We start from the raw sequence: 15,252 nt of genomic DNA on the forward strand, positions 1-15,252 counted from the left end.
TTTAATTCATGTTTGGTTAAATCAAAATGTGTAATTAATAACTCTGGTAGTATAAATTTTAAAACCTCTAGTGATAATTCCAAGTAATAATCTATTTTTTACAAAAATCAACATTCTATTTCAATTCACACACAACTTTTGGGATTGATCCGAATTCTACATTTCTTACGCCTCTAAACTGCGCTCTAAAAGCTTTTATTTTTGCATTAAAAGATTCTGCAGAAACGTTTGTACTTCGATTATCAAAATAATTGAGTGTTGATTGATAATTAAAATTTATTGAACTAGCTACAATATTAAAGGCTTTAAAAACCTGATTCTTCCACTGCTTAAATGCTGCTCTAATAGCTTTAAAAAACTATTAAATCATATAAAACAAAGGAAAAGAAAGTTACTTTCTTTACTTTAATGTCATCAAGAATAATTAATAATCATATTTCTTATGTGCATCTAGTCTAATAAAGATGAATAGAAGTAGGGTAAAACCCCAAAGAGAAGAGCCTCCATAGCTAAAAAAGGGTAGGGGTATACCAATTGTAGGTAGTAAACCTATAACCATTCCTATATTTACAACTACATGAAAAAATAATATAGAAGCGAGTCCATAACCGTATATTCTAGAGAATTTGTTAGTTTGGTTTTCTGCTAGATAAATAATTCGGTACAATAGTGTGGCAAATAATATAATCACTAGAGTAGTGCCTAAAAAGCCCCATTCTTCTCCAACTGTACTAAAGATGTAGTCAGTGTCTTGTTCAGGAACAAAATTTCCTTGAGTTCTATCTCCCTGTAAAAAGCCTTTACCTGTAAATCCACCAGATTTAATTGTTTGTTCAGACTGATAAGTATTATAACCAATTCCTCTATTGTCTTCTATTTTCCCTACTAATAAGTCAAAACGATCTTTTTGGTGTTGTTTTAGGATATTTTCATAAGAATATCCTACGATAATGATAAATAAAGTTAAAGCAACATAAGAACCTAATATAATAGGCCAGTTGAATCGTAAGAATTGTTTATTACGATAAATGATGTAGGCTAAAATTAAGGTTGAAAATGATATTGTACCTATTAAAACTAAAGAAGTTCCAAAGTACACTGTTAGCAAAAAAAGAACAGTCGTAGTAGTACCTAGAATGAAATATTTTAGAGTTAATCCTTCTCTATTTAAAACAAAAAAGAAAGAAAAGTAGATTAAAACGGACCCCATATCTGGTTGTAATGCTATAAAAAAGGCAGGTAAAAAGATAATAAAGAAAGCTTTTGCCTGATTTTTTATTAGTTTTAAGTTGTATTGTCTATCACTCATTAATTTAGCCAGTGCTAGTGCAGTGAATGCTTTTGCAAATTCTGAAGGTTGTAAACCAATACCTCCAAAGTTATACCAAGATGTAGCACCATTGATTTTTTTACCAAAAACAAGTACTCCAGCTAATACAAGTATGGAAAAAAGATAGAGTAAACTAGAAAACTGTTCATAAAACTTGGAGTTTAGGAACAGTACTAAAATAATTAATGGAATGGTAAGGATAATAAAAATTAGCTGCTTACCATATCTTGTAGAAAAATTTAAGATTTCTCCGTCAGTATTTGTAGAGGATGCAGCATAAATATTCATCCATCCAAAAATGACTAAAATAAAAAATAAGATGATTGAAAACCAATCGATATTGGCAAATATGTTATTCTGTTGTTGGCGCAATGCTATCTTTTTTAGGTATTAATTTATCGTATTCTTCTTGTAAGCTTAAATCGATCATTCGCTGCTCAATATTTTTTCTAACAACTGTTTTGTTTAAATATTGTTCAATCATTAAACTAGTGATAGGAGCAGCTATCGTAGAACCATAACCCCCGTTTTCTACAAAAACAGCCATGGCTATTTTAGGGTTCTCTTTAGGAGCGAAAGCAATTAATATAGAATGATCTTTCAATTGAGTTTTTTTACCATCTATTCTGGCAAAATTTTCTACAGTTCCTGTTTTACCACAGATATCAATACCTTTTACTTGGCTATATTTACCAGTACCTGTTTTAAAAACTTCGTGCATGGCTTCAATTACTTCAGGAAAATGTTCAGGGCTAACCGAAGTTAGTTTCTTTGTAGTGAACTTTTCATCAATATTTTCCTCTCTTTTGATTTTTTTTACAATATGTGGAGTAAAGTAAAAACCTCTATTGGCAATTGCAGCAGTAGCATTGGCTAGTTGAATAGGAGTTGTTAATATTTCTCCTTGACCAATAGCATTAGATATGTTTGTAGTAGCTCTCCAACCAAAGTTGTATCTAGCATCATAATAAGCAGTATTGGGAACTAAACCTTTTTGTCCAACAGGTAAATCATATCCTAAATAATTTCCTAAGCCAAAACTTTTTATTTCGTTACTCCAACTTTCAAACCCTACTTTCGTGTTTTTATATTTATTAATTATTTTTCTATAAGTTTCAGCAAAATAACTATTACAAGATTTGGAAATAGCTGTTTTTAAACGAACTGGTCTGCCATAAATACCACAGTGGCATCCCATATATTCATTTTTTCTTTTACCATATCTATAACCACCATTACAGTATACAGCAGAGTTTTTGTCAATAACACCTTCTTGTAATCCAATTAAACCATTAAAAATTTTGAAAGGAGATCCTGGAGCATATACTCCTTGTAAGCCTCTATCAATTGTTGGTTTATTAATTGAATCGTTAAAAAGTATAGTGGAATATATAGGCCTTTTTCTACCTACAAGTAAGTTTGGGTCGTAGCTTGGAGCAGTAACTAAAGCTAAAATTTCACCAGAAGCAGGTTCTATAGCAACAATTCCTCCTCTTTTTCCTGTCATTAATAGTTCACCATATTTTTGTAAATCCTTATCTATAGTTAATGTTAGGTCATGTCCAGCAACAGCTAACGTATCAAATATTCCGTTTTTATAAGCTCCTGTTACTCTATTTAGGTTGTCTCTGTTAAAGTGTTTTTTACCTTTTACACCTCTCAATTTCTCTTCGTAGTACTTTTCTACTCCCGACTTTCCTATTAAATCTCTTTTATTGTAATAGTCACTTTTTTTAGCTTGTAATTCGTTTACTTCTCCTAAAAAACCCAGAATATTTGCCGCAGATTTTTCTGGATAATTTCTGATGATTTTTTTTTGAATATAAAAACCATTAAACTTATGCAGTTTTTCTTGAAGATATGCATAGTCTTCTTTGGCTACTTGACTTATAAATACATCTGGTAACCAAGGAGCATGTTTTTTAGGATTCTTAAACTTTATGAGTTTAGATGTAAATTTTTCTTTTGATATTTTAAGTAATGAGCAAAATTCTAGTGTATCTAATGTTGTAACCTCTTTTGGTATAATCATAACATCATAAGATACCTGATTAGCAACCAGTAAATCACCGTTTCGATCATAAATAAATCCTCTTTCAGGATAGTCATATTCAATTTTTACAGTAGCACTATTTATTGGGTTGGTATTTCCTCCCTCAATAACCTGTAAATAAAAAAGTCGTCCAATAAAAATAACACTAACAAGTGCTATTAAGAACATTAATAAAAAATTACGTTTCAAGATTCTTGTTTTCTGCTAAAAATAAAATTTCCTAAAAAATAAACAACTAGTGAAAATACCCCCGATAAAAAAGTGTTAGATAAGACTCTAAGATAGTTGTCAAAGCTAAAGTTAATTAAAGAAAATAGAATAAAGTGATGTATGAAGGTTAAAGTTACAGTAAAATTGAAAATTTTACCAAAAGCTTCTTGATTTAACTTAAAAAACTCGTAATCTACGTCTGTTTTCTGAAAAATAATTCTAAAAAAATATGGACGTAAAAAAGCTATGAATGTGGTAGTAAAGGCATGAGCACCTCCTGAGTTAGAAAAAGAGTCTATGCATAAACCAAGTAAAAAAGCTAATGATAAGATCTCAAATCGATTCTTTTTAAAAGGATATACAAAGATGAAAGCGATATAGATATACGGATTCACATATCCGAAAACTTTAATATTGTTACAAATTAATACTTGTATCAATATTAAACAGAAAAATAAAAAAGAAAAGTAAAAAGTTTTTCTATTCATTTGTAGGGTTCTCTATATTTTTAATTTCTTCTTTGTGATAGTTTTTGATGATATAGATATTTCTAACGTTACTCATATCATTAAATAATTCAACATCAATACTAGTTGTAGTGTTTTTTTGTAACACAGTTCCCACAGGTATACCTTCAGGAAAAATAGCTGATCTACCTCCTGTAATAATTGTATCTCCAACACTGTAAACAGCTTGTTTAGGTAAATCAACTAATTGTACAATATTATAACTCTTGGTATCCCAAGTTAGTGTACCAAAATGAGTGCTATTTTTAAAACGTGCGTTTATTTTACTATTTCTGTTTAAAATGGATTGGACTCTGGCATAGTTTGTAGAAGAGTTATCTGTAATACCAATAATACCTTTATGATTGATAACTCCCATTTCAGTTTTAATATCATTCTTTTCTCCTCTATTAATTGTTAAATAGTTATAAGAAGAGTGAAATTGGTTTTTTATAATGCTACCAGAAATTAATTCATATTTCTGTTGATATAAAGTATCAACAATATTTTGTTTATAAACAGTATCTAATAATGATTTATACTTGTTCAACTCATTTTTTAGAAGTAGGTTTTCTTCTATTAATAATTTATTTTCACTTTTTAAGTTCATATAACTATCAATAGAATTTGCTTTTTCATAAATCCCACCTGTTATACTGTTGGTAGAACTTACAAACTTGCTTCTATGAAAACTATGGTTGCTTATAGTTAAGCCAAGTGAAATTAAAAGCAACAAAAGGAAGTACAGCCCAAACTTGTATCGCTGTAAGAAATAAATTAATTGTTGCATAAAAAGATTTAGTTAACTAGTACAGGTTTAAATCTGTTTAAGTTTTTAAGAGCGATTCCAGTACCTCTTACTACAGCTCTTAAAGGATCTTCTGCTACATATACAGGTAAATCTGTTTTTCTAGATAATCTTTTATCTAATCCTCTTAACATTGATCCACCTCCGGCTAAATAAATACCAGTGTTGTAAATGTCAGCAGCTAATTCAGGAGGTGTTTTAGATAAAGTTTCCATAACAGCATCTTCAATTCTTAAAATAGATTTATCTAATGCTTTGGCAATTTCTCTAAAAGATACTTGTACTTGTTTAGGCTTTCCACTTAAAAGGTCTCTACCTTGTACCATCATATCTTCCGGAGCTTCATCTAAGTCTTCCGTAGCAGCACCTATTTGTATTTTCATTTTTTCAGCGGTAGTTTCACCTACATAAAGGTTGTGCTGTGTTCTCATGTAATACATAATATCACTTGTGAATAAATCACCTGCAACTTTTACAGATTGGTCACAAACAATTCCTGCTAATGCTATAACAGCAATTTCTGTTGTACCACCACCTATATCAATAATCATGTTACCTCTAGGTTCCATGATATCTACACCTACACCAATGGCTGCTGCCATTGGTTCGTAGATTAGATATATTTCTTTTGCATTCATATGTCGAGCTGAGTCTATAACGGCTCTTTTCTCAACTTCTGTAATTCCAGAAGGAATACATATTACCATTCGAAGAGAAGGAGGGAAGATTTTTTTTCTGATTGCAGGAATTTGTTTCACAAACTCTTTAATCATTTCTTCCGAAGCATGGAAATCTGCGATTACTCCATCTTTTAATGGACGAATAGTTTTTATATTTTCATGAGTTTTACCTTGCATTTTTCTGGCTTCTTCGCCAATTGCAATTATTTTTCCACTCATTATATTTTTTGCGACAATGGAAGGACTATCGATTACTACTTTGCCATCATGAATTATTAACGTATTTGCAGTCCCTAAATCGATTGCAATATTTTCCGTCATAAAATCAAAAAATCCCATAAATTTTCGTTGTTAAAGTAAGTAATGTGTCTTTCTTCACAAATCTAACAAAAAAAATGGAAGAAAAAAGGTCTTAATCATTAATGTTTAAAGTGTCTTGTTCCGGTAAATACCATTGATACATTATGCTCGTTACAATAATTGATACTTAATTCATCTTTTATTGAACCTCCAGGTTGAATAACGCTTTTAATACCAGCATTATCTGCAATTTCTACACAGTCAGGGAAAGGGAAGAAAGCATCACTTGCCATTACAGCACCATTTAATTCAAAATTAAAACTTTTAGCTTTTTCTATTGCTTGGCGTAAAGCATCAACTCTACTTGTTTGTCCAGTTCCACTAGCACATAATTGTTTGTTTTTTACTAAAACAATTGTGTTTGATTTGGTATGCTTACAAATTTTAGAAGCAAATAATAAATCATCTAGTTCGTTTTGGTTAGGTTTTAAGTTTGTAGCGTAAGATAAATCTTCAACAGAATCTGTCTTGTTATCTTTATCTTGAACTAACACACCATTTAAAGCTGTTCTAACAGTTTGTTCAGCTAATGCTACTTCTTTCTGAATTAAAATAATTCTGTTTTTCTTTCCTTTTAAAACTTCAAGGGCGTCATCATCATAACTAGGAGCAATAACAACCTCGCAGAATAATTTATGGATTTCCACAGCAGTAGCTTTGTCTATTTTCGTGTTTGTGATTAAGATACCACCAAAGGCAGAAACTGGATCACCTGCTAAAGCATCCACATATGCTTGATAAACAGTTTCTCTTTGAGCAAAACCACAAGCGTTATTGTGCTTTAAAATAGCAAAAGTTGGTAACTCTCCTTTAAACTCGTTAATTAAGTTTACGGCAGCATCTACATCTAATAAGTTATTGTAACTTAATTCTTTTCCATGAAGTTTATCAAACATCGCTTCTAAATCTCCAAAGAAATAACCTTTTTGATGAGGATTTTCTCCATATCTTAAAGTCTTAGAAATTGTTTCACTTGCTTTGTATGCAACTTCTTCTTCGTTAAAGTAATTAAAGATTGCAGTATCGTAGTGTGAAGAAATATTAAATGCTTTAGCTGCATATTTTTTTCTGTCACCAAAAGTTGTTTCTCCGTTATTTGCTGAAATTAACTCTAAGAAACCATCATATTGTTCCATCGAAGAAACGATGAAGGTATCTTTAAAGTTTTTAGCTGCTGCTCTAATAAGTGAAATACCACCGATATCTATTTTTTCAATAATATCTTGTTCACTTGCTCCAGAAGCTACTGTTTTTTCAAAAGGATATAAATCAACAATTACTAAATCGATTTGAGGAATATTAAATTCTTCAAGTTGAGCAACATCGCTTTCATTTTCTTGACGATTTAAAATTCCTCCGAAAACTTTTGGGTGTAACGTTTTTACTCTTCCTCCTAAAATAGATGGGTAATCAGTTACTGATTCAACAGGAACTACATCTATACCTAAATCTTTTAAAAAGGCTTCTGTACCTCCAGTAGAGTAGATAGTTACTCCTAATTCATCAAGTTTTTTTGCTATTGGTTCTAAACCATCTTTATGAAAAACGGAAATAAGTGCAGACTTAATTTTTTTTGTATTGCTCATTTTGTTGTGTTGTTATTGAGCGCGCAAATTTACTAAATGTTCAAAAGTAGAGCAAAATATGAGAGGAATATTAACAATAAAAAAACCGAAAAAACTTGTTAACAACTTAAAAGCTTTTTCGGTTTATTGTGTTTTCTTTATTGACTTATTACTCTGCGTTCTCTAGGAAGTCTCTTACCCAAGAAGCTATTTTTTCCAGTAAAGTCAACTTGTCAGCTTTGGTGTTCGTTCCTAAGCTTTCATAATTGGGAATTTGCTTACTCATTTTTAGGGAATTAAAGTTTTTAGCAAAAATTGTTAATAACTTTTACAAATCTAATTAAAAAAACCTAAAAACCAAGTAATTATGCGGTTTTTTGCATAAAAACAGCAATTTCTTTACAAACGTACTCTAAAAGTTGTTCATCTGCGTCTGTAAAAGGGTTTACAGTATGAGAATCAATATCTATTTGACCAATGTTTTCACCATCGATGAAAATAGGTATTACAATTTCAGATTTTACTTTCCATCCGCAAGAAATATAATTGTCTTGTTCAGAAACATCTTGTACTACAAAGTTTTCGTTGCTAACAGCTACTTGTCCACAAATACCTTTACCAAATGGTATTATGGTATGGTCTGTAGGTTCACCAGCAAATTGCGCAAGTTTTAATTCTTCTTTATCACCATTTTTAAAGTAAAAACCTACCCAATCGTAATAAGATATTTCACCTTTTAAATAATCACAAATTTGCTGTAAAGTGTTTTCAATAGAATTATCTTCAGCAATAATAGCGTCAATTTTGTTTTTTATGTTTTCTATATCCATTTTTTATAGTTAAAGCATTTTAAGGTTGTTAACCTCTTGTTGTGTTAATTCTTTCCATCTACCTCTAGGTAAATTTTTCTTAGTAAGTCCGGCAAAAATTACACGGTCAAGTTTTACAACATGATACCCAAAATGGTCAAAAATTTTACGAACAATTCTGTTACGTCCTGAATGAATTTCTATACCAACTTCTGTTTTCTTTTCACCTTGAACATAAGAAACAGCATCAATGAAAACTTTTTTTCCTTCGATAATTACATCACCTCTTAACTTATTAAGATCAGCTAATGTAAGTTTTTTATCTAAAGAGGCATGGTATAATTTACGAACATTATGTTTTGGATGTGTTAATTTTTTAGCCAATTCACCATCATTAGTAAATAACAATAACCCAGTAGTATTTCTGTCTAGTCTACCTACAGGATATATACGCTCGTTAGTCGCATTACCTACCAATTCCATTACAGTTTTTCTACCTCGGTCATCTTCCATTGTAGTAATGTAATTTTTAGGCTTATTTAATAACACATATCTTTTTTGTTCAATAGAAATTAAAGTACCATCAAAACGAACAGCATCATCAGGTTGCACTTTATATCCCATTTCAGTAACAAGTTTACCGTTTACAGTAACACTTCCATGTTCTATATAGGTATCAGCTTCTCTTCTTGAGCATACTCCTGAATTTGAAATAAACTTGTTTAATCTAATTCCAGTAGATTCTTTTTGACTAGATTGTTTATTGTTTGAAGTTGGTTTACTTTTTGAAAAATTTCTTTTCTTTTGTGGAGGATTGCTGTTACGCCCAGCTTGTCGTCCTCTCGACGAGTTATTTTTATTCATTTGTAAAAAATTAAAGTGGGCGCAAATATACTCTAATTTTTTAGTTTATAAATGAGTTTTTAGTTAAAACATTGTATGTTATTGTTTTATCCGTATTTTTCTATGATTTCTTTTTTACTATTCACCTGAAGTTTTTCGTAAATGTTTCTAGTATGGGTTTTTATCGTATTTACTGATAAAAATAATTCATCAGCAATAGAAGCATAGCTTTTTCCTTTTGCCAATAAATTTAAAATCTCATTTTCTCTTTCAGAAAGTTCTTTCTGTTGAGGAGATTGAAAAGACTCTACAACTTTTCTTGCAATATTACTACTCATAGGTGCTCCACCTGCATGTGCTTGTTCTAAAGCATTTATTAATTCTTTGGGTGAAGTATTTTTATTAAGATAACCAACAGCGCCTGCACATAAGGCATCAAAAATATATTTTGAGTTTTCGTGAACAGAAATAACAATTGGAAGAATCTTAGGATGTTTTTTCTTTACTTTTTTTATGGTTTCAATTCCATTTATACCTAATAATTGAATATCAACAAGCATAAGATCTGGCTTTTCTTTAGTTTCTATAAAAGAGATTGCTTCTTCGCCAGAAGTAAAAGAACCAATAGCACTGAAGTTATTAGAAGAATTAACAATATCAGTAAAGGCTTCTAATATGCTTTCGTTGTCTTCAATTATAATGGTTTTGTATTTGCTCATTTCTAGTTGTTTAAATACCCTTCAAAAGTTACTAGAGTACCTTTTTCTGAGGAATTGATTGTTAATTGTTGTTCTATTGATTTAGCTCTATCTTTCATATTATTGATTCCATTAATTCTATTGATTTCTTTTTCTGAAAAACCAATTCCGTTATCTTTTAATGAAATAATTACTTCATTTTTGTCAAAATGGAAGTCTAACTCTACTTTTGAAGCTTTACTGTGTTTTAAAACATTTGTCATTGCTTCTTTAAAAATCAATACCAATTGTTTACTCCAGTAATATGGTAGTACAATTTGATTTTCATTTAAGTTATGAGAAGAATAGAAAGAAATTTTAGTGTTTTCAAACAAACTTTCTCCAAAGTCATTTAAATATACTTGTAATTGTTGTAAATCGTCATTTTTATGATCTAAAGACCATATAAAATCTTTCATACCGTGATACAGGTAATCAGCATCGTTTTTTATTTGTTGTATTTTCTTTTCTCTTTTTTTATCATCTATTTGGTAAGTATCATCAATTAACAATCCAGAGGATATAGATATGCTAGCCAATTTGTTACCTAATTCATCGTGAAAATCTCTGGCAACATTTTTACGAACTTCTTTTAAAGCTTTTTCTAGTTGCTCTTTTTCTTCAATACTCTTTTCAAGCATTTTATTGTTAAGAATACTTTTTTTAAGTCCTTTACCAAGTAGTAAGATTAAAAAACCTAATGAAAGTGTTATGATAATTATATAAAATGAGGTTTGCTGATGCCAAGGGTATCTTATACTAAATGTATAAGTTTTAGAATATTTCCAATCACTTAAATTATCCTTGTATTTAAATTGAATTTTATAATTACCTTGTTTGTTATTGTTAAAGTTTAATTGATTGTTAGAAGTAATTACCCAAGGATCACTATTAAGTTTATAGGCTATTTTAATAGATTTAGGGTTTGTAAAGTTGATGGTTTCTAAATTAAACGTTTCTTCTTTTTGTTTTATTAATAAGGTTGTATTGTTTGTAGGGGAGAACTTTACTGTGTTATCGTACTTAAATAATCCTTTATTACCAGCAACATAAATAAAGTTATTTAATTCTGTTATTTTTTTTACTGAAGTAGATTTTTGTCCAGTTTCTTTTTCTATTACATAAAAATGATTATTGTATAAAACATTTAATCCCTTTTGAGTTGCAATCCATAAAACTCCATGCTTATCAAAATATAAATGATTGATATTGTTACTGGTTAAACCTTCTTCTTTAGTGTAATGAGTTGTTTTTTCTGGTGTTACTTTAAAAATACCATTGTTAGACCCAATCCAAAAAGTGTCTTTTTTTACTAAAATATTTGAGTAATTTTTTACATTTAAATCAACAGATTTATCCCAGAGTTTAGTTTTCTTACTGTCTAAATTAAGTTCGTAAATACCTTGATTGTCAAAGCTAGCAAGAATTTTGTTTTTGTATAAAATTGCACTCTTGGCTTTTCTGAACATGTTTTTATTAAAATAATCAGAATAAATTACCTTATCATTTTCAATAAAACGATATTTATTTCCCGAAATATCAATGGTATGATTTTTATAGTTGAAGATAAATTTCTTTCCTCCAATATTTCTAATGATGGTATTACCTATTTCAGCTTTATATCTTCTTTGGTCACCTGTAGAAGGCATTATACTGTACAAGTTGTTTTTAGCGTCTGTATATAGCGATTCTGTAAAATAAGGAGTTCTAATAGATGATATTTTACCTTCAGGATTAAGATTATATATAATGTTTGTTGAAACTATAAAAATATTATCATCAATTTCAACGATATCTCGTAGATCGGGATTGTAAAAAGATGAGTTGTCTAAAAATAGATTGTTATTATTTAAAATTTGAAATACACCTTGTCCATAGGTAGTCACCCAAATATTATGATCATTATCAATTAAAATATCAGAAACATGACTTTTTATTTGTAATTTCTCAGAAAGATTTAAGAGTTGCTTGTCAGTAAAATTATAAGAAAATAATGTTCTATGTCCATCATTTTTAAAGCTATAAACAAAGTATAATTTGTCATCTATTAAAAGTGTTTGTATCACCTTTCCTTCTTTTAAGTCTAAGTTTTCTTCAAAAGTTAATGCTCCATTATGAAAAAGAAATAAAGAGTTAAAAGAGGTAGCAATGGTTGTGTTTCCTTGCTTTAGAAAAGATTGAATTATTTTGTCATTTAAAGCAGGGATGTTTACTTTTTTAAGTTTTTCTGAATTTAATTTATAAACACCAGGGAAAGAAGCTATGCCTGGGTCATTTATTTCAGAGCTAAAAATGTATACATTGTTTTTGTCTTTGTATAAATTGACATCTGAAATTATTAAGTTTTTATTAAAAAAAGTTCTAGCGTTTTCTTGTAAAGAAACTTTGTTTATAGAGTCATTGTAAACTAAGCTGTAATATTTTAATGTTTTGCTTTTTAAATTATACATGTATTGCATAAAGTTTGAAGCGCCTAATACCAAAGAGTCATTTATTTGGTATAGTTGATTCACTTTTGTGAATTGATCATTTTTTATATTGGGCTTATAAATACTATCTTTTTGAAGATAGTGTATACCACCACCCCAGGTAGCTAAAATAAATTCATTGTTTTTTTTAGTTTCAATAATATCTATTACATAATTAGAAGTAAGTTCTTGATCTGAAATCTGAATGAAGTTTTGTCCATTAAATTTAGATATACCAGTGTCAGTACCAATCCAAATAAACCCATTGTTGTCTTGAATTATTTGATAAGTGGTATCATCTGGTAAGCCATTTTCTGTAGTGTAATGTTTAAAAAGTATTTTTTGAGAAATACTATGCCAACAAAGTAAACAGCATACAAAAGTTATTATATGTTTTTTTATATCAAAGGGGGTCATAATTTACTTATACAAATATCAACAAAACAATATAAATAAAAATCACCCAAAACGGGTGAGTGATGATAGAATTTAGATATTAACTTTGTTTTTAGGGGATTATTAACATAAAAAGAATAAGGGAGATGGTTTGTCCAAGCTGTGATTCAAAACTGATTAGAAAGAATAAAAGAAGTGTAATACAAAAAATATTGCTATTTCAACCAACTTATAAATGTGGGGTTTGTAAAACACATTTCAAAAAAAGTAAAAAAATAATAGTTTATAAAGAGAAGCCTGTTCATTTGGTTTCTTAAACAATTTAGATGATACTTATTATTGTGAGCTAATTTTAAGTACTTGTTTAATTTCACGATTTTTATGTTACATAAAATCGACTCAATATGTTCGTTTTTAAGATTTCGAATTTTTGTTTACGATTGAGAAAGTTTTATGTTAAACGATAGAAAGGGGATTAGAAAACAAAAATCGTCTAAATTATTTTAGGCGATTTTTTATAAAGCTCATCAAAAAAGACATTAAAGTATACTTTATTTAAGGGATTATAAAGTAGGTTTTGAAAACTCGAATACCATTCTCTAGGTATTCGAGTTTTATATTTTAATGTAGTTTGTCAATTATTTTATCTAGTAAAAGAGATTTATCAATTAGCAAAAGACTAAAAACACCTATAAGCAAGAGTATTTTTAGTACGTTGTGAAGTAATTGATATTGTTTTTTTTGAAATGCTTTCCAAACATTTAAAGCAATAAATAAAAGAGTTATTAAAGCTAAATAGAAATAATATTTCATGTATTCTATTGCTGGATAATCTGATAAAAAGAAAATAGGTACCAGTGTACAAACAATCAAAAAAATGATAAATTGTTTTGTCTTTTTTTCTCCGTAAGCTACAGGAAAAGTATTGTAATTATTAGCAATAGCACCTTTTATGTTTTCTAAATCTTTAATTAATTCTCTAATCATAATTATTAGAAATAAAAATGTAGCATGAATAAAAATAACTTTAGAAAAGTTTTTGAAATGCACAAAAACTACAAAAAAAGGTAGAATAGTTAATATTGTTGCTGAAATTAAACCAACTAACGGGAATTTTTTAAGTTTATGTGAGTAAAACCATATACCGAATATGTATACCGAAAAAAAAATAATTGCTTTAAAAGAAACAAAAGTACTAAAGGCAAATGCAACAAAATTTAAAAAGAAATATAGAGATAGCTTGGTTTCTTGTTTGATTTGATTGTCAAGTCCTGTTTTAATAGGTTTATTTATTCTATCTGCTTTTCCGTCGTAAAAGTTATTAATGATATATCCTCCAGCAATTACACAAACAGTAGCAATAACTAAATAGAGTAGATGCCAGTCTAGTAATACATTTTTTAAAGATTTTTCTTTAGAGAAAATAAAAATAGCTGCTAAATATTGTGCAGCTATTAATACCATAATATTATATCCTCTTACAACAGAAAGTAAGCTAAGTAACTTAACAAATAAAGAGTTGCGCGAGGTGTTGCTCATAGATTAAAATCTATAGACAAGTTCTAATTTATAATTTTCTAAACTCTTTTGAGCTTTTTCATAGTCTTCGGTGAAACCTAAAATATAACCACCACCACCAGAACCACATAGTTTTAGGTAGTAATCATTAGTTTTTAATCCGTTCTCCCAAACTTTATGAAAAGCATTCGGAATCATTGGTTTGAAGTTAGTTAAAACTACTTTAGATAAAGATTTAACGTTTTTGAATAAAGACTTAACATTGCCCTTTAAAAAATCGTCAATACAAGCATCTGTGTAGGTAACAAACTCTTCACTTAGCATTTTTCTGAAACCTTCATTTTTCATTTTATTCATGAAAAGAGTAACCATCGGTTCTGTTTCACCAATTTGTTCAGAATCTAATAAAAATACAGCACCTTTACCTTCCTTTTGAGAAGGAATTCCAGTAGCCTCAATATTTTCTTTAGAGTTGATTAAAATAGGTAGACTTAAATATGAATTTAAAGGGTCTAAACCAGAGCTTTTTCCGTGGAAAAAAGATTCCATTAAAGAAAAAATCTCCTTTAGTTTAAGTAATTTATCTCTTGTTAAATTTTCTAGAACCGTTATTTTATTATTTGCATATTTCTCATATACAGAGGCAACTAGCGCACCAGAACTACCAATTCCATACCCTTGAGGAATAGAAGAATCGAAGTACATTCCAGCATCAATATCTTTGTTAAAGCTTTCCAAATCGAAAGAAGCTAATTGTGTATCTAAATTATTTAAATAATCACAAAAACGCTTCAAACTTTCATTTGATTTTAGAGCTTCACCAGATAAGTTTTGAGCTGTTTTTAAAGCACCTTTGTAAGAGTTAAATGGTATTGCCAATCCTTTCGAATCTTTAATAATTCCATACTCTCCAAAGAGTAATATTTTTGCGTAGAATAAAGGTCCCTTCATTTTCAGAAATCTATCTTT

The 15,252-nt window shown here is 29.1% G+C and carries 13 protein-coding genes; all 13 read right to left on the reverse strand.

The window, feature by feature from the left end:
- Positions 1-115: 115 nt before the first annotated feature.
- Entirely contained in the window at positions 116-346 is a 231-nt protein-coding gene (locus EYW44_RS16200; RefSeq protein ID WP_132725149.1) for a transposase, read from the reverse strand.
- Positions 347-424: 78 nt separating this feature from the next.
- Positions 425-1,702 (reverse strand): rod shape-determining protein RodA, encoded by a 1,278-nt coding sequence (gene rodA, locus EYW44_RS16205; RefSeq protein WP_132724975.1) that lies wholly within the window; start codon positions 1,700-1,702, stop codon positions 425-427.
- Entirely contained in the window at positions 1,683-3,572 is a 1,890-nt protein-coding gene (gene mrdA, locus EYW44_RS16210; protein ID WP_132724977.1) for a penicillin-binding protein 2, read from the reverse strand. The genes rodA and mrdA overlap by 20 nt, the downstream gene beginning before the upstream one ends.
- A complete protein-coding gene (locus EYW44_RS16215; RefSeq protein ID WP_243643682.1) occupies positions 3,569-4,033 on the reverse strand; it encodes a hypothetical protein in 465 nt (154 codons plus the stop codon). Before EYW44_RS16215 ends, mrdA begins: the two co-directional genes overlap by 4 nt.
- A gap of 40 nt (positions 4,034-4,073) precedes the next feature.
- Positions 4,074-4,889, reverse strand: coding sequence for a rod shape-determining protein MreC (gene mreC / locus EYW44_RS16220; RefSeq protein WP_132724979.1), 816 nt, complete (start codon positions 4,887-4,889; stop codon positions 4,074-4,076).
- Positions 4,890-4,897: 8 nt separating this feature from the next.
- Positions 4,898-5,926, reverse strand: coding sequence for a rod shape-determining protein (locus EYW44_RS16225; RefSeq protein WP_132724981.1), 1,029 nt, complete (start codon positions 5,924-5,926; stop codon positions 4,898-4,900).
- 80 nt (positions 5,927-6,006) lie between these two features.
- The gene (purH, locus tag EYW44_RS16230; protein ID WP_132724983.1) at positions 6,007-7,533 is read right to left on the reverse strand and encodes a bifunctional phosphoribosylaminoimidazolecarboxamide formyltransferase/IMP cyclohydrolase; all 1,527 of its coding nucleotides are present in this window, start codon (positions 7,531-7,533) and stop codon (positions 6,007-6,009) included.
- Positions 7,534-7,877: 344 nt separating this feature from the next.
- Positions 7,878-8,342: a GAF domain-containing protein gene (locus tag EYW44_RS16235; protein ID WP_132724985.1), complete on the reverse strand. Its 465-nt coding sequence runs from the start codon at positions 8,340-8,342 to the stop codon at positions 7,878-7,880.
- 9 nt (positions 8,343-8,351) lie between these two features.
- Positions 8,352-9,185 (reverse strand): pseudouridine synthase, encoded by an 834-nt coding sequence (locus EYW44_RS16240; RefSeq protein WP_132724987.1) that lies wholly within the window; start codon positions 9,183-9,185, stop codon positions 8,352-8,354.
- 86 nt (positions 9,186-9,271) lie between these two features.
- Positions 9,272-9,883 (reverse strand): response regulator transcription factor, encoded by a 612-nt coding sequence (locus EYW44_RS16245; RefSeq protein ID WP_132724989.1) that lies wholly within the window; start codon positions 9,881-9,883, stop codon positions 9,272-9,274.
- A gap of 2 nt (positions 9,884-9,885) precedes the next feature.
- On the reverse strand, positions 9,886-12,786 hold the full coding sequence (locus EYW44_RS16250; RefSeq protein ID WP_132724991.1) for a sensor histidine kinase: 2,901 nt from the start codon (positions 12,784-12,786) through the stop codon (positions 9,886-9,888).
- Positions 12,787-13,386: 600 nt separating this feature from the next.
- Positions 13,387-14,304 carry a geranylgeranylglycerol-phosphate geranylgeranyltransferase gene (locus EYW44_RS16255; protein WP_132724993.1) on the reverse strand — a complete coding sequence of 306 codons (918 nt, stop codon included), beginning with the start codon at positions 14,302-14,304 and terminating at the stop codon, positions 13,387-13,389.
- A gap of 3 nt (positions 14,305-14,307) precedes the next feature.
- Positions 14,308-15,234: a mevalonate kinase family protein gene (locus tag EYW44_RS16260; protein ID WP_132724995.1), complete on the reverse strand. Its 927-nt coding sequence runs from the start codon at positions 15,232-15,234 to the stop codon at positions 14,308-14,310.
- Between the last annotated feature and the right edge of the window lie 18 nt (positions 15,235-15,252).

Origin of the sequence: Tenacibaculum sp. M341 (assembly GCF_004337695.1) — a bacterium.
Lineage (GTDB): Bacteria > Bacteroidota > Bacteroidia > Flavobacteriales > Flavobacteriaceae > Polaribacter.